The organism is Chryseobacterium sp. HNCC26DJ239 (genome assembly GCF_057180445.1).
Genome location: NZ_JBXUGJ010000002.1, coordinates 51522 through 74044 on the forward strand (window position 1 = coordinate 51522; position 22523 = coordinate 74044).

A 22523-nucleotide genomic window follows, 5' to 3' on the forward strand; every position below is an offset into this window, starting at 1 on the left:
TAATCGAAATTTTAGCTTCCGCCGCATCCGCCACAACTACTGCCACAACCGCTTCCACAGGAACTGCCACCGCATGAAGAATCGGAAGACGTGCCGCAACTGGATACAAAATTGCCGGATGTTGAAGGTCTGTTTACAAAAGGAATAATTGAAGTAGCTAAAACCGTTGAACCACCCAGAAAATAAGGCCACTGCCAATCGAGATCTGCGTGTTTTTTAGGGAGAATTTCTTTGGTATAAATTCTCGGAATAGAAAATGTGATCGGCTTAAAGGAAAGATTCCGTAGATAAATTAGCAAAAAAAGAGTCAGAAAAACAGTCACAAAACTTATTTGAAATATAGGTTTATCTCGAAGTATTCCCAAAACAATACGAAGGACCCCAAGATTAACTAATACTCCAGAAATTAATACATTTAAACAGAAAACTCTTTGGAATTCTACCGAGTTTCTAAATTTTTGAAGTGTCTTTTTTGCAATATTTTCTGTGTTTTTAAAGATCGGTTTTTGTCGATTATTTTTCTGTACTCTAATAAATTTTGAAGAGCCATATTCTTCCAAATAATCGATAATGATTTGTTGTTCTTTTGTGCGTGCAAAATAGTCTTTCTCTAAAGAAATATCTCCATTTTTACTTACCGAAATACTTTTATTATCAATTAATTCGCTGATGCTTCCGTTGATGATACGATTGGTGTTTTGTTGTTTAAAATAGATTAATTCGTAGGGTTCTAGATTGAAAATGTAAGATTCAGGACTTGCTTTTTTTACCGTTTTCTTTAGGTATAAATCTGTGAAAAATTTAAGCGCTATAAAAATTGCGACTGATGCTAAAACATACGAAATGACAAAATACGGATTTCCAAATTTTAGATACAGCGGTTTTAAAATAATTGAGAAGAAAGGGTAGAGCAACCCACAACAAAACAAAAGTAAGAAATTCAATAAGCTAAAATTCATGCTTGAATTTTTTAGATTCAAACTATCATACATAGAATTTTGTTTCCAAATATCGATAGGAAGTTCTCCAAAATTATCATGATACGTTTTTTCTGTGTCGTCTTTTGCTTCTTTAAATTTTGAAAATTCTTTTTTATGATGTGTCGATGGAATATGCTGTATTTGTTTTCCTAAAATCTCACAAAACTTTTGATAAGAATGGCTAAATAAAAGATGTTGATGCCAAACAATATCTACAATTTCTGATGGTGAAACCATTTTTTGTTGCGTTGCAGCGAGGTACATAAATTTTTTGTACTCCAAAATCGCTTTGCTGGTAAAGTTTTTGGACCATTCATTTTCTGAAGCAAGACGGGTAGAAAAGTCGTATTCGCCTTTCTGTTCATCAAGGTCAAAAAGTTCTATTTTTTTCCAAAGTTCTGCATTCATAGCTTTATGATTTGCTATTTAAAGATAGTCACATTTCTTTACTTTACTATGAACAGAATGTGAATTAATTGGTTTTTCGCGTTTTTTGAGATTGTATTTAGAGAGTATTTTATAGAATTTATTTTACTTTATTTGGTCTGAAATGTAAACATTATTTGAATCTATCCTAAGTTCATTCTCTGTTTTTGTGTACCATTGTTCAAAAAGATTGTATTCTTCCTGATTTCTCTTTTGCCATACAGCGAAGTCTTCTTCGTTTCCAATTTGAAAGATATAATAGTTGTATGCGTTGAAAACTTTGTTTTCCTCCATTGTTTTAAAATAATTTAATAAAACATTAGGTGCATTTTTTTTAATTTTTGTATTTTGATACTCTTTGAGAAAGTCTTTTCTCATCTGCACGAGATTATTATAATTGAATTCATTATGCTTCATCATTGCCAAAGTAAAACTTAAGGCGAAGTTCACACATAACGGAAGCTGATTATTTTTTTCATATTTCTCAGCATCAATTACTGCTGGGCAAAACTTTGTTTCCTTTTCATTTTGTGATACAAAAATCAAGGAATTTTTATAGCCTTCATACAATAGTTCACTCATTTCCTTCGTTCTTGAAGTTGTTCGTTCAATATTCATGAAAATTTCACCATACATTAATCCTGAAAGTTTGTCATTGCTTCTTAGATATATTTTTGCTGCTCTATAATAATTTGAAGGCTGCATTGGAGCTACTTTAATTCCCTTTTCGTATGAAGCTATAGCATCATCATATTTCTTTTCAAATTCATAAACTACACCTTTCTCAAGATACAGTTTCCCTGAATTCGGAAATTTTTTTAAACCTTCGTCATAAGTCGCAATTGCTTTTTCAGGTTTATCCAGGTAATCATAATTATTTCCTAAAAGTTGGTACCAATCTGCTTTTATATTTTTATAATTTTTTACTTTTAATAATTGGTCGATGGCTTTTTGGTAATCCTTTTTGTAAGTGTGCGCCAAAGCAATTTCATAAGGGTAAGTATATTCTTCAGGGTCTATTTTTTCACAATCTTGTAATATGGCTATAGCTTCATCATATTTTTCGGTGTCTATAAGTTTTACAGCGTCATAAACTTTCTCACATTTTAATTTATTTTGAGAAAAGAAAGTATTGATTGATAACAATGTAATGCAAAAGATTGCTAATTTTTTCATGAAGTATAATTATTAGTTTAAGTAATTCTAAAAGTAACGAAATATTTGAAAGAATATGATTTACTTAAGTAAAATTTAAATAAAACTTCATATACTAAAACTTTCAAAACCCTTAAATTTGTGTTCACAAAAAGATAAATATAATGTTAAAGAAACTTTCGATTGCCGCTTTTGCTTTTATGTCGGTAATTACGCTTAATGCACAGAAGAAAAAGAATGGTTCAGAACTAGCCAGACCCAAATTGGTGGTAGGTTTGGTAATCGATCAAATGAGGTGGGATTATCTTTATCGTTATTACGAAAAATTCGGAAACGACGGTTTTAAAAGACTTTTAAATACAGGGTATTCTCTGAATAACGTTCATATTCCTTATGTTCCTACAGTTACAGCTTTGGGACATACGTCGATTTATACAGGTTCTGTTCCTGCGATTCATGGGATTGCCGGAAACGATTGGACAGACAAAAACACAGGTGAAAACATCTACTGTACAACAGATACAAGTGTAAAACCCATCGGAACGACCAATGCAAAAGTGGGAAGTCATTCACCCAAAAACTTGTGGTCTACAACTGTTACCGACGAATTGAGATTGGCGACAAATTTTCAAGGAAAAGTAGTTGGAGTTTCGTTAAAAGACAGAGCATCGATTCTTCCGGCAGGTCATACCCCAAGCGGAGCGTATTGGTTTGATGATTCTACGGGGAATTTTGTGACGAGTTCTTATTACATGAATGATCTTCCGCAATGGTTAAAAGCCTTCAATGCTCAAGATTTACCTACAAAATTGGTTGCTAATGGATGGAATACCTTGCTTCCGATTAATCAATACACCGAAAGTTCGCCCGACAATTCTGCTTGGGAAGGTCTTTTAGGAAGTGCAAAGACGCCGACTTTTCCATACAGTAATCTAGCTGCAGATTATCAAACGAAAAAAGATAACATCAGATCTACACCTTTCGGAAATACATTAACTTTAAAATTGGCTGAAGCTTCTGTGGAAGGCGAAAAATTAGGAAGCGATAATATTACCGATATTTTAGCGATTAACATTGCATCTACAGATTATGCAGGTCATAAATTTGGTCCAAACTCTATCGAAGTGGAGGATGTGTATTTAAGATTAGACCAAGATTTGGCAAACTTTTTTAAATATTTAGATGCTAAAGTTGGGAAAGGCGATTACACTGTTTTCCTTTCTGCGGATCACGGAGGTGCACATTCTGTAGGTTTTTTGAAAGAACATAAAATCGCGACAGGCTTCTTCGGAGAAGGAATGGAGAAAAATTTAACTTCAAAATTAAAAGATAAATTTGGGGTTGATAAATTGATAAACGGTGTCGATAATTATCAAATTTATTTTGATAGAAAACTGATTGCCGATAACAAACTAAATCTTGAAGACATTAAAGAATACGCAATTGAAGAACTTGAAAAAGATTCTACGATTTTGTACGCTGTTTCTACAACCGAAGTTCAGGAATCTTCAATTCCAGAGCCAATTAAACAAAGAATTATCAACGGAATTAATAGAGAAAGAAGTGGCGATATTCAGCTGATTTCACACGATTCTATGCTTCCAACCTACGCAAAAACAGGTACAACACACAGTGTTTGGAATTCTTACGATTCTCATATCCCGTTAATTTTTATGGGATGGGGAATTGAGCATGGCGAAAGTAATAAACCGTATTTCATGACCGATATTGCACCAACTGTTTCTGCATTGCTGCACATTCAATTTCCAAGTGGAAATGTAGGAAATCCGATTACGGAAGTTTTAGGGAAATAAAATTTTGTGGAGATAAAAAGCGAATCGGGCGCAGCTTTGCTGCGCCCGATTCGCTTTTTATCTTTTGTATTTTCCGGCGCGGCGAAGCCGCGCCGGAAAATACACCATTATTTACTCATCAATTTCTTCATCATCATCGTCTTCATATTGCTCCAAATAATAGGCAAAGCTGAAACCATCATCGCCTTCTTCATCTTCCGCATCTTCTAAAGTGGTAAGAAGATCTTCAAAAAGCTCCAGTTGATCGACGCTCATATTAACAAATTCTAAATGAAGAGGCATTTCCAATTCGCCTGTAATTACATCAAAAAGAGCGTCCAAATTATCTCCAAAATGCTCTGGAAGTTGTACTTTTTCTTTAAGCTGAGTGTAGAAATCTTCGTAATCTCCAATATCTGTAAAGTCGATGTATATTGTGCTCATATTTTTTTAGTATTGATGTGCAAAGATAGTAGATTTATTATCATTGAGAAACGATTGTGCGATGTCAAAAATTTAATAAAAACTCTAGTTTTTAGATTGTAAAAAGGTTTTGCATTTTTTACAAAAATCTTTTTCTTCGTTGGTTGGGTTTTTACCTTTTGCATCTCTCATAAAACAGGTTTTTTCAATACAATGAGGCAAACCTTGTGTGTGTCCCAATTCGTGAATAGCAACTTTGAATAATTGTTCTTTGCTATTCTTTGTATTAAGTCTGAAATTCGATGCAACACAAGCTTTTCCAGGACAAAATCCTAAACCCATTACTCCAAAGTCCTTAACTTTTCCTTTTGTGGTACTAATATCTTTTGAAGTCAGCCCAATCGTAACGAAATTTTCAGAAGTTCTTTTGTTTAAATAACGAATTAAAGAATCTGCTCTGTATCTATTTCTTGGTTGGTAAAACGTGCTTTTAGGTAAATCAATCGGTTCTAATACCTTTATTTTAGGATATACTTTTTGAATATTACTTGCAACAGCATCTACTTGTTCAGAAGAAATATCTGAAAAGGGCTGAATAAGAATTGTAATATTTTCATCTTTAGACGTATTCTTTTTTGTGCTTTCGTTGCAAGAAAACATTAAGAGCATTAGAATGACTACAATAAAGCAATTATTTCTCTTCAAAAGTTTTGTAATGGTCTTTGGTTAAATAAACATCACCATTTTTAGTGAAGACAATACGGTCTGCATTTCGGTTTCCACAATTGTAGTTTACATCAGCTTCATAATATTGAGCATTTTTTGGAAGCGTTTTTTCTCTGTTGCTGAAATGATCTCCACCGATGGCTCTTCCAGGAAGAACTTCACAAAGATTTCCTTTTGAAGGAATCCATCCTTGCTTTTTTGCTTCACTTTTGGTGATGTAATACTCCGGAAGTTCATGGTGTTCTTTTACATAATTAATTACTTTATTCTCTTCCGTAAGTTCATCAATATTTCCAGAAATATTTACCGAATTTTGATTGGTTTTACCTTCTGAAACTTTATAATTAGAAGCTTCTTCATGTTCCGGAATATTTTTTTTCTGAATAGTAAAGTTATTGTAAATGTACATTATACCCATTCCAAACAGAAGTCCGAGACAGGCGAAAAGTAGCGAGCGTTTTTTTGAGTCCATAATTAGAAAGTTTTTATAACAATCTAACAATGTAAAGGTTTGCTAATGAATTGTTACACTGTTAGATCGATAAATTGCTACATTATTTAGTTTCTCCAGTTTTCAGGAATATCGCAAATTGGAATAGGAACCATTTTGTGTTGAGCAGCTTTGTGCATTCTATCGAAAATTTTGAACACTTCTAAATCTCTTCCTTCGTAATCGGCTTCTGTTTTGGAGCCATAATCTTTTTGAATTTTTTCCAATTCAGGGTATGTTGCGCCAATTTGATCTTCATCGGTACGTTCAGCATCCCAAAGTCCGTCTGTTGGAATGGCATTTTGTATGCTTTCAATTAAATTTAAAGCTCTTGCCAATTCGTAAACTTCAGTTTTGTACAAATCTGCGATAGGAGAGACATCTACACCACCATCTCCATATTTAGTATAAAAACCAATACCGAAATCTTCCACTTTATTCCCTGTTCCACAAACCAAAAGACCGTGAAGTTGCCCAAAATAATACAAGGTAAGCATTCTGAATCTTGATCTTGTGTTGGCTAAAGCAAGATTGTTGCTCCATCTTCCTTCCACATGATCTTCTACAATGTCTTCAAAAGACTCGAAAACCGGAGTTAGATTGATGGTTTTTCCCTGCACATTTGGGAATTTTTTCTTTAAATCTGCAATATGATCTTGCGCTCTGTTTACCTGATCTTCTTTTTGTCTAATGGGCATTTCAAGAACCAAAACTTCTAAACCTGTCATTGCACATAAGGTAGAAACTACACCAGAATCTACACCTCCAGAAACTCCTATTACATAGCCTTTTACGCCTGCTTTTTGAGCGTAATCTTTTAACCAGTTTACAATATGATCAATTACTTTTTGTGTTTGCATTGTATATTTTTTTATTTGAAATTTTCTTTTTTAAGTTCATACCAGAAACAAATTCCGTCTGGCTCGGTAAATTCGCCTTTATTTTCAAAACCAAGTTTGGTTAAAATTTTATTGGAAGCGATATTTTCAGAATGAGCGTGAGCATAAATTACTTCCGCGTTCAACTCATTAAAACCAAAATCTAAAGATGCTTTTGCCGATTCAAAAGCGTAGCCTTTTCCCCAAGTTTCAGGGAGAAATCTGTAGCCAAGATCATAGAAATTTTGATGCCCATTAATTTCTGAAGTGTGAAGTTTCAAGCCGCTCCAACCGATAAGAAGTCCGGTTTCTTTTTCGATAACGGCTAATCTTCCCAAGCCATTGTCTTGGTATTGTTGCAAAATCATTTGCACTACTTTTCGAGATTCTTCTTTTTCTGAAAGTGGTTTTTGCCCTACATAGCGCATCACATCAGGATTAGAATCAAGAAGAAAGAGACGTTCATAATCTGTTTCAACAAAATTTCGGAGAATAAGTCTTTCGGTTTCAATGTAAATATTCATATCTGTGTTGTCTGAATGGTAAAGGATTTCATAAACTTTAACTGTCATAAAAAATCCTTTTTAAGCATAAGTTTATATTTATATCCTTATTTTTGTACACTTAAATTTCATGTAAAAATAATGAAGATTTTTAGAATTGCAGCAGTTTCCTGCCTTTTAGTTTTAAGTTTAAATTCTTGTAAAAAAGAAAAAGAAACCGAATGGAAAGTAGAAATAAAAAATCCTGCCGAAAAAGTATCTATGACGGATATTTCAAAAGAATTTTTTGATCCAAAAGTTTCGTTAGAACAGTTTAAAGCTAAATTTCCTTGGTTTCAGGGGACAGTTCCTGATGAAGATTTTGCGAAGCGCAGAACCGACGCTACAGAAATTAAAATTTATAAAGAAGTTGCTTCAAAAATAGATCAGGCAAAGCTTGAAAAAGATTTGAGCGATCTTTTTACGCACATTAAATATTATTTTCCGAAGTTTAAAACACCTACAGTTTATCTGTTTTCATCGTCTTTGCAGATGATTCAGGAGCCGCTTTTATATGATGAAAAAACGAATTTCCTTTTCGTAGATATCAGTGGTTTTATGGGGTATAAAAATGCGAATTACAAAGGCCTTGAGTTGTATTTTCAAAAATCGATGAACCCTGAAAACATCGTTCCAAAGATTTCGAGAATGTTTGCAGAGAAGATTGTTCCGTTTTCTACTGATCATCAAAAATTTATCGATTTAATGATTTACAGCGGTAAAGTAATGACGCTACAAGATGCGTTTTTGCCTGAAACTCCTGATTATTTGAAGATGGATTATACTAAAGAACAATACGATTGGGCAAAAAATAACGAGGCGAATATTTATAATTATTTCGTAGAAAGCAATTTGATTTTTGGAGACGATCATCGTTTGGCAGAGCGTTTCATTAATCCGGGACCATTTTCTAAGTTTTATACGCAGATTGATAACGAGTCTTCACCAATGGTGGGCGTTTTCACAGGATGGCAAATCTGTAAGGAATATTTCAAGAAAAAACCTGATACAAAATTGACTGATTTTATCACTAAAGATGCTACTCAAATTTTTAATGAAGCCGGTTACAAACCGAAATTGGAAGAGTAGTTTTTAAGTTGGAAGATGGAAGTTGGGAGATGGAAGATGCCGAAATTTAGAGAAAATATAAAATATTAGAATAAAATATAGAAATGAGAAAAACTCAGATTACGATAGATGTAGAGCTAGATGAAAATCACATTCCGGAAGTAATGACTTGGAATGCTCAAGATGGAGGGGTAGAAAAAGAAGAAACAAAAGCAGTAATGATTTCTGTTTGGGACGACAAAGCTTCTGAAGCGTTAAGAATCGACCTTTGGACGAAAGAAATGCCTGTAGATCAAATGAAAATGTTCATGCACCAAATTTTTGTAGGAATGGGAAATACCTACCAAAGAGCAACAGGTGAAGACGATGTAGCACAGTGGATTGAGCAAATGGCGGAAGAATTTGCGATAAAATCTGCAATAAAAATGTAAAATCAATTTGAAAATTAAATACTTTCAAATTCTCAAATTATAAAAAAAATGAACTTCAATACAAAAGTTATACACGGTGGGCAACACCACGAGTCTGCGACAGGTTCTGTAAATGTTCCTGTATTTTTAACGTCTACTTTCGCGCAAAAATCTCCGGGAGTACATTCTGGTTACGAGTATTCTAGAGCGGCAAATCCTACAAGACAGGCTTTGGAAGACTCTTTGGCAAGCATAGAAAACGGAGCGAGAGGTTTGGCTTTCGGTTCTGGTTTGGCGGCGATTGATTGTGTTTTAAAGTTATTAAATCCAGGAGATGAGGTAATTGCGGTAGACGATTTATATGGCGGAACGTACAGAATGTTTACCAGACTTTTTGAAAAATATCAGTTGAAATTTACCTTCGTAAATTTTGATGATGCTTCAAAAATTGCAGATGTTATTACAGAAAATACAAAATTAATCTGGGTAGAAACGCCAACCAATCCTTTGATGAAATTGGTTGATATTAAAGCAGTTGTAGAAGTTGCCAAAGAGAAAAATATTTTGGTAGCGGTAGACAATACTTTTGCGACGCCTTATTTGCAAAGACCTATCGATTTGGGAGCAGATATCGTAATGCACTCTGCAACAAAATATTTAGGAGGTCATTCTGATGTTATTGCAGGAGCTTTAATCGCAAAAGATGCTGAATTAGGAGAAAAACTTCACTTCATTCAGTTTGCGAGTGGCGGGATTTTAGGTCCGCACGATTCTTACTTGGTTTTAAGAGGAATTAAAACATTAGCATTAAGAGTTCAAAGACACTCTGAAAACGGAATGGCGGTTGCAAAATATTTAGAATCTCATCCAGTGGTAGACAAAGTAATTTATCCGGGATTAGAATCTCATCCGCAATACGATTTGGCAAAATCTCAGATGAAAGACTTCGGAGGAATGGTATCTTTCACCTTCAAATCAGGGAAAAAAGAAGATGCTATTAAGTTTTTAGAAAGAGTAAAAGTGTTCACTTTAGCTGAATCTTTAGGTGGAGTAGAATCTTTGGCAAATCACCCTGCATTAATGACTCACGCTTCAATACCTGCAGAAAAACGTGCAGAATTAGGCATTACAGACGATTTGGTTCGTTTAAGCGTTGGTATCGAAGATGCAGAAGATTTGATTGCAGATTTGGAAAGAGCTTTTGCTTAATAAAGAATTTTACAACAAAAGTCACAAAAGTTTTATAATTTTAAGTTTAATAAAATGCTTTAAAAAAACTTTTGTGACTTTGTAGTTAATAAAATAATGATGAGAAAAATTCAGATTTTATTATTGTTTATCGTAAGTCAGGTTGTTTTTTCTCAAGTGAAAACGACTGATGAATTGTATAAAACGGCAAAGAAATTAGACAGCCTTATTTTTGATGTCGGTTTCAACCAATGCAATCTTTCTCATTATGATGCTATCGTGAGCGACGATTTGGAGTTTTACCACGACAAAGGTGGGATTACTTCTGGAAAAGCCGCTTTCAAAGCTTCCATTCAAAATAATATTTGCGGAAACCCCAATAAAGTAAAGCGAGATTTGGTTCCCAATTCTATGAAGGTGTATCCGCTTTATGAAAACAACGTTTTGTACGGTTTTATTCAGGAAGGTGAACACGATTTTGCTGAATTTTCTCAAGGAAAATGGAATAAAGGAAGTCGTGCAAAATTTACTATTCTCTGGATTTTACAAGGTAAAGACTGGAAAATGAAACGTGTTCTCAGTTACGACCATCATTTATAATCCACTTTGTTAAAGCTAGTTTTCAATGATTAAACTTTGATAAATTTTTTTAATTAATTATGACAAGAAAAGCCGAAATCCAAGACGTTAAACAATTGGCTGAATTATTCGACCAATACAGAATTTTTTATCATAAAGATTCAGAAATTCCTGCGGCGGAAAAGTTTTTAACAGAAAGACTTCAAAACAAAGATTCAGAAATTTTTGTTGCTGAAAATGATGGGAAATTGGTAGGTTTTGTTCAGTTGTATCCTTTATTTTCTTCCACAAGAATGAAGCGTTATTGGTTGTTGAACGATTTATTTGTTAACGAAAATTTTCGCGGAAAAGGTTTTTCTAAACAATTAATTTTTGAAGCTCAGGAAATGGCAAAAACCAGCGACGCTTGCGGAATTCTTCTAGAAACGGGAAAATCCAACGACATCGGAAATCAATTATATCCAAGTTGCGGCTTTGAAATTTATGATGAAGTTAATTTCTATGAGTGGACAATTTCATAATATAACAATGTAGCAATGTAATAGTTTACCAATTTAAAAAAAATGTTACATTGCTAAACTGTTTAATTGTTAAATTAAATAATATGACTGAATTCCAAAAATATGTACAGCGCTATTTAGATTTAATTCCTTCTGAAAATTGGATGGAAGAACTCCAAATTTCTGCGGAAAAAACAATTGACGTTTATTCGAAACTTTCAGAAGAACAATCTCTTTTTGCTTATGCTGAAGGAAAATGGACTTTGAAGGAACTTCTTCTGCATTTATCGGATACAGAAAGGATTTTTCAATATAGAATTGTAGCTTTTTTGAGAGGCGACGAAAACGAATTACCGGGTTTTGATGAAGAATTGTATGCGAAAAATTGTTTTGCCAACGAAAGAACTTTAAAATCTTTAATTGAAGAGTTTCAATTCATCCGAAAATCTTCGCAAATTTTGCTGGAAACAGCCGATTCAAAAGCCTTACAAAATATCGGAACCGCCAACGGAAACCAACTTTCCGCAGAAACCATCGGAAAATTGATTGTTGGGCATAATTTCCATCATTTGAATGTGATTAAGGAGAGGTATTTGGAGGGAATGTAATATCATTTCGAGGAGGAATGACAAAGCAATCTCACTATTTAAAATAGAAAATTTCCATGGCATATATTAAAATTTTCTTGTTGTCAATTTTGGTGTTTTTCAGTATTTCTTTTATAACGGTTATTGATGATTTGAATATTCCGCCTCTAGGTTTTGTAGATAATCCTTGTACCATTAAAATTGGTTTTCCTTTTACTTATTATCATCAGTTTTTGGTTGAATCGCCAATTCCTAATTCTGGTTGGACAGGTGGTTTTATTCCAGATTATATTTTACGCTTGTCATTAGTATTGCATTTTACTATTTAAATCGGTTTTTAAACAAAAGAAAATTAGAGTTGTAATTTTAGTGTTTTTTTGGCTAAAGCCTCATAATAGGTCATCGTTAAGGCGGGCTAAAGCCCACCTCTATGGATGTAAGAATTGTATTAAATGCTTTGAAGTTTAAATTTACAAGAGAAGCTTTTATGAATAGGAACGGGCTTTAGCCCGTTTTTTTATGAAGCAATCATTAGGCTTTAGCCAAAATTTAGAAATGATTTTTTAAATTTAGCGAAAACAACACAAATGGCTTTTATTAAAATATATATTCATCTAGTTTTTTCCACAAAGAATAGGATTCCTTACTTATTAACACCTGAATTAAGAGTGAAAGTTTGGAAACATATTAAAAGTAATGCTTCTGAAAAGGGTGTTTTTTTAGAGATGGTCAATGGTTATTCGGATCATTGTCATTGTTTGATTTCTTTGGGTTCAAATCAAAATATTGAAAAAATAGTTCAATTGATTAAAGGTGAATCTTCTCATTGGATTAATAAAAATAATTTAACAAAAATTTGCTTGGCAAGAGGAATATTTTGCAGTTTCTATTTCGGAATCAATGATTGAAACAGTACGAAATTATATTAAGAATCAAGAAAAACATCATCAGAAAAAATCGTTTTCCGAAGAATATTCAGAGTTTATGGAAAAATATAATTTTTAATAGCTTTTGGCTAAAGCCAAATGATTACGTAATTTTGAAGGCGGGCTAAAGCCCACCTCAATTGATATGGAAAACATCATTAACATACTAAAATCTGGCGGAACAATTCTTTACCCAACCGATACAATTTGGGGAATTGGCTGTGACGCCACCAATATAGAAGCGGTCAATAAAATATTTGACATTAAAAAACGCGAAAAAAATAAATCTATGATTATCTTGGTGGAATCTGAAAAGAGACTTCAAGATTTGGTTGATGTGCCAGAAATGGCGTGGGAAATCATTGATTTAAGCGAAAAACCTGTAACCATCGTTTATGAAAATCCAAGAGGATTGCCAAAAGAACTGTTGGCAGAAGATGGAAGTATAGGAATTCGTTTGGTGAAAAATGATTTCTGCAAAAAACTGATTACAAAGCTTAACAAACCTTTGGTTTCAACTTCAGCAAATTTTAGCGGAGATAAAAGTCCGTTAAAGTTCTCCGATATTTCTCCCGAGATAATTGGTTTGGTTGATTTTGCAGTGGAGGAAAATAGGGAAGTTGTTTCGAAATATTCTGGTTCTTCAGTAATCAAAATCTGGAGCGACGGAAGAGTGAAAGTTTTAAGAGAGTAAATGAAAAACGCTACACAATAGTAGCGTTTTTTTATTTGAAATATTTTTTAATGATCTCGTCGTTTTCGTTATAAAATTTCAAGACAAATTCTCGGTTTACGGCTACTTTTACAAGAGTCATATCTGCAGAAGAATTTTGATCAGATTGTTTACCACTAATAAATTTGTCATTGGCATCAAGTGTATAAGAAAAACTGTCGGGCAGGTAACTAGAGCTCCCCATGATACCTTTTACCTGATCACTTTTTGGGGTAATTGTAATTGAAATTGTACTGTCGCTGTTTTCTTTTATTTCGGTTTTTGCTTCATATTCTACAATGTTAATTTTACCATCTTTCTCATAGCGAATTCTTAGGGTAGAATCTAAATAATTATTGTTTATATAAGATATAACAAAAGCTTGATAGGCAATTCCATCGGAGCCAAACCAGCCTATAACATCAAAATAAGGTTTGTTTGAAGCTGCAATATCGGCATCATAGAAAGCGGTAATTTGGTCGTACAATGGTTCTGCTCTAAAATAAAATTTATCAAGTTCATTTTTCCTATCTTCCGTAGAAAGAGAGGAATTTTTATAAATAATAGGATTTGTAGAAGTGCTGCTTACGTCATAATGTTGCCCCGTTATTTTGTTTGTTTTTGAATCTATTTCGTATATAAAAGTATCAGGATTATAGGTTACATCTTTTCCTTTAATAATTTTCACCTTTTGATTTTCTTTAGGAATGAAGGAGATTTTAGTATTGCCATTGCTAAGTTTAGTAGCATAGCAGTCTGAATAAAACTCTATTAATTGCTCATTACCCGTTCGGTCGTACAAAACACGTACACTAGAGTTTGCACGACCGTCTGTTCCATGCTCATCTGTAATAATCATAACATTGTACAATGTACCAGTAGAAGAATCTGTAAAATCTATAAAATCTGTGTATTTTACTTTTTTTGCTTGTGAAAAAAGGATTGTGAATGCGCACAGCAAACCAATGTGTATTAGTTTTTTCATAGTTATAAGTTTAGTATTAGTTTAATATAAATTTAAGTAAATTTATAGTTACTTGGTGCTCTCAAAAAAATTAATCTATTTGCTATATTTGCAGAGAATTTCTTTCAGTGAAAGAAATGAAATATTCACTTAGATAATGACTATCAATTTAAATCAAAATAAAAATCTAAAACTTTTCAAAATCATCTCAGAGGTTGCGGCTCAAAACAACCAGTCTGTCTACATTGTTGGCGGTTATGTACGAGATTTACTGATGAAAAGGAAAGCTTCTACGGACATTGATTTTGTCACGGAGCAGAGCGGAATCGAATTGGCTCAAAATGTAGGAAAGGAAATCGATCCGAAGATGAAAGTTTCAGTTTTTAAAACCTACGGAACCGCAATGATTCGCTACAAAGACCTTGAACTCGAATTTGTAGGTGCAAGAAAAGAAAGCTATAACGAAAACAGTCGCAAACCAGATGTAGAAGGCGGTACGATTGAAGACGATCAAAAAAGAAGAGATTTTACCATTAATGCAATGGCGATTTCTTTAAATAAAGACAATTTCGGAGAGCTTATCGACCCTTTCAATGGGGTTGAAGATTTAGAGAAAGAAATTTTAAGAACGCCTTTAGAACCAGCTCAAACCTATTCCGACGACCCGTTGAGAATGATGAGAGCGGTACGTTTTGCCTCCACTTTAAATTTTAAAATTGAAAAACAATCTTTAGACGCCATTAAACAGGAAGCAGAACGTATCAAAATTGTTTCTATGGAAAGAATTATGGTTGAGTTTAATAAAATTATGCTTTCTCAAAAACCCTCAATCGGTTTAAGATTAATGGAGCAAACTGGTTTAATGAAACTTATTATTCCAGAATTGGTAGATTTAAAAGGTGTTGAAGAAGTTGAAGGACAAACCCACAAAGATAATTTTTACCACACTTTGGAAGTGGTAGACAATATTTCTGAAAACACAGATAACCTTTGGCTTCGTTGGGCTGCTTTGCTTCACGATATTGGAAAAGCTCCCACAAAAAATTTCGTTGAAGGAACTGGCTGGACTTTCCATGGGCATGAGTTTTTAGGCTCAAAAATGGTGAAAACACTATTCCAAAGATTAAAATTACCTTTGGGAAGTGACATGAAATATGTTCAGAAAATGGTGAAACTATCGTCTCGACCTATTGCATTGGTTACGGATGATGCTTCAGATTCGGCTTTAAGAAGACTTCTTTTTGATGCAGGCGAAAATCTTGAAGATCTTTTCACACTTTGTAAGGCAGATATTACCACAAAAAATTCGCGCAAACAAGAGAAATTCAAAAAGAATTTTGAATATGTTGCCGTGAAAATTAAAGAAGTGGAAGAGAAAGACCAAGTTAGAAACTTCCAACCCCCGATTTCCGGAGAAGAGATTATGGCGATGTTTAATCTTCAACCAGGTCGTGAAATTGGTATTTTAAAAGAAAAAGTAAAAGAAGCCATTCTCGAAGGAGAAATTGCCAACGACAGCGAAGAAGCCAAAAACTTCGTAATCGCAGAAGCGGAGAAGTTGGGTTTGAGTTTGGTGTGAAAATAATATCAATAGAAAAAAGGCAATGGAAGTTATATTCTTTTGTCTTTTTTTATGTCCTTTTCTAAAAAATTATGCGAGTTTTTATGAGTGAATTTTTTAATCCATGTCACTTTTATTGCCTGTAAAATGTTGTATCTTAAACAAAGTTTTTCAGAATCTAATTTTCCACCTCAAATTATAAGTTACATGAAAAAAATAACATTACTTTTCATCATAAGTATTTTATTGTGGTCTTGCCAAAACAAAGTAGAAAAAGTAGAGCGAGCTTTTTATTATTGGAAAAGTGAAGGTTATGGTTTTGCCGATGAAGAAGACGAAGTTTTGAAAGAAAATGAGGTAAAAAAACTTTATGTAAAATTTTTTGAGGTAGATTTTACAGAAGAAATGGGAAATTTTCCGATTGCAAAAACAAGTTTTTCAATTTCCCCTTATAATGAATCTCAAAAAGTGATTGAAGAGATTATACCCACAATTTACATCAAAAATATTGTGTTCAAGAAAAGCTCAGAGAAAGACCTTGATAAATTAGCAGATGATGTAAATTTTTTGATTAATAAATATTCTTTAGAAAAATTTGATTCAATTCAACCCAAGGAAATTCAGATTGATTGCGATTGGACAGCTTCAACAAAAGATAAATATTTTTACTTCCTAAAAAAGCTAAAACCTATTGCAAAGAAGCAAATTTCTTGCACTTTAAGGCTTTATCCTTACAAATACCCCGATAAAATGGGAGTTCCGCCGGTTGATAAAGTAATGTTGATGTGCTACAATTTAATTAATCCTTTGGAAAGTGATAATAAAAACTCAATTTTAGATTTGAATGAGCTTAAAAGTTACTTAAATACAAAAGAAAAATATCCTTTGCATTTAGATGTTGCGTTGCCGCTTTATTCTTGGATGCAGCTCTATCAAAACAATCAGTTTACAGGAGTCTTGTATAATGTGAATGATGTAAAACCACTTTTAAAATCTATAAAACCTTTGTGGTATGAAGTTCAAAAGGATACCGTTATTAATTACGAAACGTATCTTCGAGCGGGCGATAAAATTAAATTTGAAGAGATTAAGACATCCGAAATTGAACAAGCTATTGCAATTATTAAAAGCAATGTGAAATTAGATAAAGAAATTACAGTTTCACTTTTTCATCTAGACCAAAACCAATTGAAAAATTACACCAATGAAGAAATTAATCATTTTTATAACGACTTTACTCAATAGTTTTCTTTTTGGATGCGGGTTTTATCCGTACGGAGAAGATGTGAGATTTCATTTTTTGAATCCTAATCTTTTTGGTTTTCAAGGTTATAAATCGTTCTATTATTCTTCGTTAAACTTTGGAAACACAATGTATTATCCAGAAAACAACCAATCTGATGGTAAAAATGAAGAGCTTTGGAAGAAATATTGTGGTAATAAGGTTTCAGTTTCAGATATTCATCAGGTTTTGATGCATTATACAGCTTCTCAAATTGATGCAAATGATAATAATTCTTTTGTAAAATATTTATATCAAAGGAAAGATAATGAGGCAATTAATTATTTGAAATTTGCAAAAAGCTGTGAGTATTTTAATACTTGGGTTGATGACCCTTGGGAACGAAACGAAAATACGGTGGTTGTAAACAGAAAGAAATTGATTACTAAAGCAATATTTCTTTCTGAAAATTCTAAGTCTAAAGAATTAGAAAAAAGATACGCTTTTCTCGCGCTCCGAATGGCGTTTTATAATAATGATTTTAAAATGATGAACAATATTTATCATCAAAAATTTTCTATCGAAAAACAGGATGATATTGTTGATGTTTGGGCGTTGTATTTTAAAGCGATTTCTGAAGAAAATAAAGCTTTAAGCAATGTTTATTTTGCTAAAGTTTTTGAAGAATGTCCTGAAAAGCGATTTGTTTCTTGGCAATTTTTTGAATCTAAAATTTCGCAAAAAAAAGTTCTAGAATTAGCCAAAAGTAATGAAGAAAAAAGCCAAGTTTTAACGCTTTACGGAGTTTCAAATCCTGGTAAGAATCTTAATAATTTAAAAGAAATTTACAGCTATAGCTTTCATTCCGAAGGATTGTCTTTTTTGCTGGCAAGAGAAATCAATAAACTTGAAGATTGGATTTTCACGCCATATTACACTTTATTTGATTCTTCAATTTCATATGAGAGCGACTTTATAAATGATGATTTTGAAAGTAAATCTGTTGCGAAAGTTTTGAAAAGGTCTGAATTTGACAGAAATTATGCTGCTGAAGTTTTACGCTTTATTAATTCTGTTGATGTAACCAAAGTTGAAAATCCAGAATTTTGGAAATTTGCAAAAGCTGAACTTTTGTTCATGAATAGAAGATTCGACGAAAGTTTAACAGAAATTTATCAGCTTGAAAATAAATTATCAACTCATGCTAAAATGAGAGAAAATATAGAGCAGATAAAGGCTTTAAACTTGATTGCAATGCAAAAAAAAGGTGAAGCTGAAATTCCTCAACAAACGAAAAATATTATTTTAAAATACAGAAACAATAAGCGTTTTATTTTTGCTTTAGGAAGAGAACTTGAATACCTCGGAAATACAGATGATGCAGCTCTTTTATATGCTTCTTTAGATAGACCTAGGTCTGAAAATGATTATTATGAGAATAATTTTGTCTACTACAAATCAAAGAAAAATAGTAAACAAACGTATGATGACTATTTTTATGATGCTTTTAACTACATTGATGCGGTTTATACACCAGAACAACTTTCTAGTTTTATAGAGAAAGCTAAAAAAATGGATGATAAAAAAGATAATTTCTCAAGGTATTTTAGCTTAAAAGAGTCTTCGTTGCAAGGTTTACTAGATTTGTTGGCGACAAAGTACTTAAGACAAAATAAACTTGATTTAGCTTTAGATAACTTCAAAAAATTGGGTGCAGATTATTATACTTCAAAATATTCTCCTTGGGAGAAAGAAGGAGCTGGAGTATATAATGTAGCAGTTTTTAACGAAAATCCGTTTAATAAATTAAAATATACCCCAAGTTTTGTTTCTGAGAAAGAAAGTTTTAGATTGAATAAAATCTCAATTGTTGAAAAACTGAACGATTATCTTAAAAAAGCAGAAAATCCGAAAGAAAAAGACCGAGATTATTACTATTTTTTAGTTGCAAATTGCTATTACAATATGTCGCAATATGGGAATGTTTGGATGATGAAAAGATATTTTTTGGGTTCAAGAAATTTTTCTGTTCGTGAAGATAATGAAGAGTTTAATACAACAAATTTGGCAGGAATGTATTATTCTAAAGCTTTTCAGTTTGCAAAAACAAAGAAGTTTAAAGCATTGTGCTTAAGAATGCAAGGAAGGTGTGAAAATAACAGGTTAGATTTTTTGGAAGAACAAAATGATGAGTATTTTTATAAAGACAGTATTTATATAGAGTCTCGTTTAGCTAAAAACAAATTTTATCAAAAGTTACTAAAAGAATATCCCAAAGAATATGATGATTTAATGAGTAACTGTGATTTTTTTCAGTCGTATTTTAAAGCTAGGAGATAAAAAAGTCCTTTACTATAAAAGAATTTCGGCGCGCCAAAGGCGCGCCGAAACTATTTAAAATCCTAAAAAAAAATTAATTAACAAAAGCTCCGTTGGCTCCTATTCCAGCGGTTACTTTTTTCAATTCTACACCAGAAGTGTTATAGATTGTTACTTCTGAAGGCGCAGTAAATCCTTTTACATCAGACGCGAAAATTTTCCCATCTTTTACAGCGAAACCATAAAGTGTAAAATAAGTACCACCATCTACAAAATTGATTAATGGAGTAGTGGGAGCAGTGTTTGCAGACATATCCATAGAATAAATTTTGTTAGCAGAAGAATAGTAGTATTTTCCACCTTCAATTTCTAGGTTTCTTGCGTTGTTTATCCCTGCAATAGTCGTTGTTTTAGTAATTGCTCCAGCTGCAGAAATTTCATAGATATAAGAGTCTGTGCTTCCGTCTGCGATTGCATATACATTTCCGTTATAGCTTACAGTTTTTTCAATTTGTCCGTTTGGAAGAGTAACTGTATTAATAATATCGTTGCTGGTTGTATTGATTCTTGTAAACGTATTTCCAAAACCAGAAGATGCATTTTGTACAAAAACAATTCCTCCAGCTTCAACCATTCTTTCAACAGTAGAGGTTGATGCGAAAGATATTTTCTTTACGAAAGAAAGGTCTGAAGTTTTGTAAATATTTACAAATTTTTCACCACCCCATTGGTCGTTAGAAACATAAAGGTAGCCGTTGCTAATCGTCATGTATCTTGGGCTATTTAGTTGAGCCGTAATTTCTCCCATTTTCTTGAAAGTATAGCGGTTTACAACAGTGATTTTATTGGAGTTGTTTAAAAGCAAAAATGCTCTGTCATCACTAAAGACAATAGTTTGAAGTACATCACCAAGATTTTCGTTGTTCACAGTTTTGAAAATGTCTTTTTCAGAATAGTTCAAATCTTTAGAAACAAACGTAACACTTGCTGTAGGAGTATTAAAGTTTCCTTCGTTGGTAATGAAGTACCCATTTTCGTAATTTCCTCTTGAAGGAAGTACGAATTCATCATCGCTACAAGAAATGTTGATGACAAGAATTGCAGCCAATAAAAGCTGAAACAGTTTGTTGAATTTCATAAATAGATTTTTATTGTTTTTAAAAGGTTTTATAGAATCACTCATTCAAAAAAAAGTTTTTTGTTTTAGTGATTTCATATAATTTTTTGAATTAAAATTTAATAGTTGCGTAGATGCTGTAATTCCTTTTTGGTAAAGGATAATACGCCATCGTTTCATAGATTTCATCAGTAATATTATTCACTCTGAAACCTAAAGTGTATTTCTTTAAAATCGTGCTGGAAAGTCCTGCATTTAACACAAAATAAGGGTCAATTTTATACGCATTATTTTCGTCTGATGTGGTGAATGTTTTACCATTAAACATTCCCTGCACGTAAAGTTTTAAGAATTTATATTGATAATCTACATTCCCAAAAACCTTATGAAAAGGCACGTACATCAATTGTTTTTGCGTTTCAAGATCTACCGATTTTGTGTAGCTGTAACCTGTACTTATTTTTAAAGCATGGTCTGCAGAAAAATGTTGTTCGAAACTGATTTTAGATTCCAAACCATAAGATTCTACATTTCTCACATTCCTTGGTGTCCAATATCCCTCAGAACCAGGAATCCACTGAATCATGTCTTTAATTTTCATGTAATACGGAGTCAAATTCACTTTGAATTTTCCTGCCGAAAACTCATTCGAAATGTCAGTTTGTATCGAAGTTTCTGCTTTTAAATCTAAATTTCCTCCAGGTTTCCAATACAAATCGTTGAACGATGGATATCTAAAGTTTTTACTGAAATTTACGCCCAAAGAATACCATTTTACCACGTTCCATTTTCCAGAAAAGGAATAAAGAATAGGAGATTCGATGTCTTCAACAAAATCTTTTTTAATTCCGGCTTCCAGGCGGAGGTTTTCATCCGCAAAATATCGTAACAAACCTGAAGTAGAAGCAATATTTCGGCTCACATTGCTAATTCCGGATTCATATCCTTCTCCTTTATTAATTTGAAATTCACCAATAAAATTGAAATTCAATTTTGGAAGAATGAAATAATTAAAATCGTCTTTGAAAATATAGTTTTTCCCTGTTCCCCCACTGGTTTTTGGAGCATTATAAACACCAAAATACTGGAAGTTTTCTTCTGTATAAGCTGCTTTTAAACTGTTTGAAAGTTTAGATTTAGTAATGTCGTAAACGAGCAAACTTCTAGTCGTTTGTGCGGCGTATTTGGTACGGTTTCCGTTTTCTGTAAAAATAGGGTAGTTCTGCAACGCATCGTAAAACTGACTTTGCCAAGAGATTTTTTGATGAGGCGCAACTTTATAACTGAAACCAATGTTTGCCGTAGTGTTGTAATACTTTCCGTTTCGGTTGATGTATTGCTCTTCCGGAACTTCGTAATCGTTTTCGCTGTTGAAATAATTTCCAGATGCTTTAAAACTGAATTTATCGTTGCTGTACGCAATTTTCAGATTGTTTTGATACGTGTCGAAAGACGCTACTTCACTGTGAAAACTTCCGTTAAAACCTTCATTAAAACGGAGTTCGTTATTCAGATGAATGCTTCCTCCAATAGCGCCACTTCCATAAACTACACTTCCGCCGCCAGCTTTTACATCAATTTGGTCATACCCAAAAATAGCGATGTTGTTTACGTCTCCTTGTCCTAAAAAGGTAGAATTAATATTGATTCCGTTCCAAACAAAAGCGGTTTGCTGCGCCGTTGTTCCCCGAAAAGAAGGCGATGAAACAGCACCACGACCATTTTCTTTAATATAAACAGGCGATTGAAATCTTAAAACTTCTGAAAGATTAGAAGAGTTTTTCTGAATGTCTTGTGGCGATAATGTCGCAAGCTCATGAAAAAGTTTAACCTTATTCAGCTGGCTATCGAAAACATAAACGGTGTCGATGTCTTTTTGCTGTCCGTATAAAAAGCTCACGCTGCACGAAACAGAACAAAAGACTAAAAATCTTTTAAAATTCATAATATTCACTTT

At 32.9% G+C, this 22523-nt stretch carries 22 protein-coding genes and 1 pseudogene; 13 read left to right on the forward strand and 10 right to left on the reverse strand.

Annotation, left to right across the window (positions count from 1 at the left end; translation table 11 throughout):
* Positions 1–11 precede the first annotated feature (11 nt).
* Both AC2A1D_RS03865 and AC2A1D_RS03870 read right to left on the reverse strand, forming a co-directional pair.
* The gene (locus AC2A1D_RS03865) at positions 12–1388 is read right to left on the reverse strand and encodes a glycine-rich domain-containing protein (RefSeq protein WP_484042346.1); all 1377 of its coding nucleotides are present in this window, start codon (positions 1386–1388) and stop codon (positions 12–14) included.
* A 123-nt stretch (positions 1389–1511) separates the two neighbouring features.
* Complete coding sequence (locus AC2A1D_RS03870) at positions 1512–2582, reverse strand: tetratricopeptide repeat protein (protein WP_484042347.1); 1071 nt, start codon at positions 2580–2582, stop codon at positions 1512–1514.
* A gap of 143 nt (positions 2583–2725) precedes the next feature.
* Between AC2A1D_RS03870 and pafA the strand changes: the two genes are divergently transcribed.
* Positions 2726–4375 (forward strand): alkaline phosphatase PafA, encoded by a 1650-nt coding sequence (gene pafA, locus AC2A1D_RS03875; RefSeq protein ID WP_484042348.1) that lies wholly within the window; start codon positions 2726–2728, stop codon positions 4373–4375.
* A gap of 111 nt (positions 4376–4486) precedes the next feature.
* Here the strand turns inward: pafA and AC2A1D_RS03880 are convergent, their stop codons facing one another.
* From AC2A1D_RS03880 to AC2A1D_RS03900, 5 genes are all read right to left on the reverse strand, one after another.
* Positions 4487–4798, reverse strand: coding sequence for a barstar family protein (locus AC2A1D_RS03880; RefSeq protein ID WP_484042349.1), 312 nt, complete (start codon positions 4796–4798; stop codon positions 4487–4489).
* Between the two features lie 84 nt (positions 4799–4882).
* On the reverse strand, positions 4883–5437 hold the full coding sequence (locus AC2A1D_RS03885) for a matrixin family metalloprotease (protein ID WP_484042350.1): 555 nt from the start codon (positions 5435–5437) through the stop codon (positions 4883–4885).
* A 31-nt stretch (positions 5438–5468) separates the two neighbouring features.
* Positions 5469–5975, reverse strand: coding sequence for a ribonuclease domain-containing protein (locus AC2A1D_RS03890; RefSeq protein WP_484042351.1), 507 nt, complete (start codon positions 5973–5975; stop codon positions 5469–5471).
* An 86-nt stretch (positions 5976–6061) separates the two neighbouring features.
* Complete coding sequence (gene nadE, locus AC2A1D_RS03895; protein WP_484042352.1) at positions 6062–6853, reverse strand: NAD(+) synthase; 792 nt, start codon at positions 6851–6853, stop codon at positions 6062–6064.
* An 11-nt stretch (positions 6854–6864) separates the two neighbouring features.
* Entirely contained in the window at positions 6865–7443 is a 579-nt protein-coding gene (locus AC2A1D_RS03900) for a GNAT family N-acetyltransferase (RefSeq protein WP_484042353.1), read from the reverse strand.
* Positions 7444–7515: 72 nt separating this feature from the next.
* Here AC2A1D_RS03900 and gldB point away from each other — a divergent pair, with 72 nt between their 5' ends.
* The 9 genes and pseudogenes from gldB to AC2A1D_RS03945 all read left to right on the forward strand — a co-directional run bounded on the left by gldB (position 7516) and on the right by AC2A1D_RS03945 (position 13365).
* Positions 7516–8502 (forward strand): gliding motility lipoprotein GldB, encoded by a 987-nt coding sequence (gene gldB / locus AC2A1D_RS03905; RefSeq protein ID WP_484042354.1) that lies wholly within the window; start codon positions 7516–7518, stop codon positions 8500–8502.
* An 83-nt stretch (positions 8503–8585) separates the two neighbouring features.
* Positions 8586–8912, forward strand: a complete 327-nt coding sequence (gene gldC / locus AC2A1D_RS03910) for a gliding motility protein GldC (protein ID WP_484042355.1) — start codon at positions 8586–8588, stop codon at positions 8910–8912.
* 36 nt (positions 8913–8948) lie between these two features.
* Positions 8949–10100 (forward strand): cystathionine gamma-synthase, encoded by a 1152-nt coding sequence (locus AC2A1D_RS03915; RefSeq protein WP_484042851.1) that lies wholly within the window; start codon positions 8949–8951, stop codon positions 10098–10100.
* Positions 10101–10196: 96 nt separating this feature from the next.
* Positions 10197–10679 carry a nuclear transport factor 2 family protein gene (locus AC2A1D_RS03920; RefSeq protein ID WP_484042356.1) on the forward strand — a complete coding sequence of 161 codons (483 nt, stop codon included), beginning with the start codon at positions 10197–10199 and terminating at the stop codon, positions 10677–10679.
* A gap of 59 nt (positions 10680–10738) precedes the next feature.
* A complete protein-coding gene (locus AC2A1D_RS03925; protein WP_484042357.1) occupies positions 10739–11179 on the forward strand; it encodes a GNAT family N-acetyltransferase in 441 nt (146 codons plus the stop codon).
* Between the two features lie 83 nt (positions 11180–11262).
* Positions 11263–11766, forward strand: a complete 504-nt coding sequence (locus AC2A1D_RS03930) for a DinB family protein (protein WP_484042358.1) — start codon at positions 11263–11265, stop codon at positions 11764–11766.
* A 56-nt stretch (positions 11767–11822) separates the two neighbouring features.
* Complete coding sequence (locus tag AC2A1D_RS03935; RefSeq protein WP_484042359.1) at positions 11823–12074, forward strand: hypothetical protein; 252 nt, start codon at positions 11823–11825, stop codon at positions 12072–12074.
* A 258-nt stretch (positions 12075–12332) separates the two neighbouring features.
* A pseudogene (tnpA, locus tag AC2A1D_RS03940) lies at positions 12333–12750 on the forward strand (IS200/IS605 family transposase).
* Between the two features lie 60 nt (positions 12751–12810).
* Positions 12811–13365 (forward strand): L-threonylcarbamoyladenylate synthase, encoded by a 555-nt coding sequence (locus AC2A1D_RS03945; RefSeq protein ID WP_484042852.1) that lies wholly within the window; start codon positions 12811–12813, stop codon positions 13363–13365.
* 31 nt (positions 13366–13396) lie between these two features.
* Here AC2A1D_RS03945 and AC2A1D_RS03950 read toward each other — a convergent pair whose 3' ends face one another.
* A complete protein-coding gene (locus AC2A1D_RS03950; RefSeq protein WP_484042360.1) occupies positions 13397–14368 on the reverse strand; it encodes a hypothetical protein in 972 nt (323 codons plus the stop codon).
* Positions 14369–14504: 136 nt separating this feature from the next.
* Between AC2A1D_RS03950 and AC2A1D_RS03955 the strand changes: the two genes are divergently transcribed.
* The 3 genes from AC2A1D_RS03955 to AC2A1D_RS03965 all read left to right on the forward strand — a co-directional run bounded on the left by AC2A1D_RS03955 (position 14505) and on the right by AC2A1D_RS03965 (position 19470).
* Positions 14505–15926 (forward strand): CCA tRNA nucleotidyltransferase, encoded by a 1422-nt coding sequence (locus tag AC2A1D_RS03955; RefSeq protein ID WP_484042361.1) that lies wholly within the window; start codon positions 14505–14507, stop codon positions 15924–15926.
* A 189-nt stretch (positions 15927–16115) separates the two neighbouring features.
* Positions 16116–17153: a hypothetical protein gene (locus AC2A1D_RS03960; RefSeq protein ID WP_484042362.1), complete on the forward strand. Its 1038-nt coding sequence runs from the start codon at positions 16116–16118 to the stop codon at positions 17151–17153.
* Complete coding sequence (locus AC2A1D_RS03965) at positions 17113–19470, forward strand: hypothetical protein (RefSeq protein ID WP_484042363.1); 2358 nt, start codon at positions 17113–17115, stop codon at positions 19468–19470. Before AC2A1D_RS03960 ends, AC2A1D_RS03965 begins: the two co-directional genes overlap by 41 nt.
* Positions 19471–19543: 73 nt before the next feature.
* On the opposite strand, the gene AC2A1D_RS03970 is transcribed toward AC2A1D_RS03965, so the two are convergent.
* Positions 19544–20587, reverse strand: coding sequence for a DUF5074 domain-containing protein (locus AC2A1D_RS03970; RefSeq protein WP_484042364.1), 1044 nt, complete (start codon positions 20585–20587; stop codon positions 19544–19546).
* Positions 20588–20678: 91 nt separating this feature from the next.
* Positions 20679–22511 carry a TonB-dependent receptor plug domain-containing protein gene (locus AC2A1D_RS03975; protein WP_484042365.1) on the reverse strand — a complete coding sequence of 611 codons (1833 nt, stop codon included), beginning with the start codon at positions 22509–22511 and terminating at the stop codon, positions 20679–20681.
* Between the last annotated feature and the right edge of the window lie 12 nt (positions 22512–22523).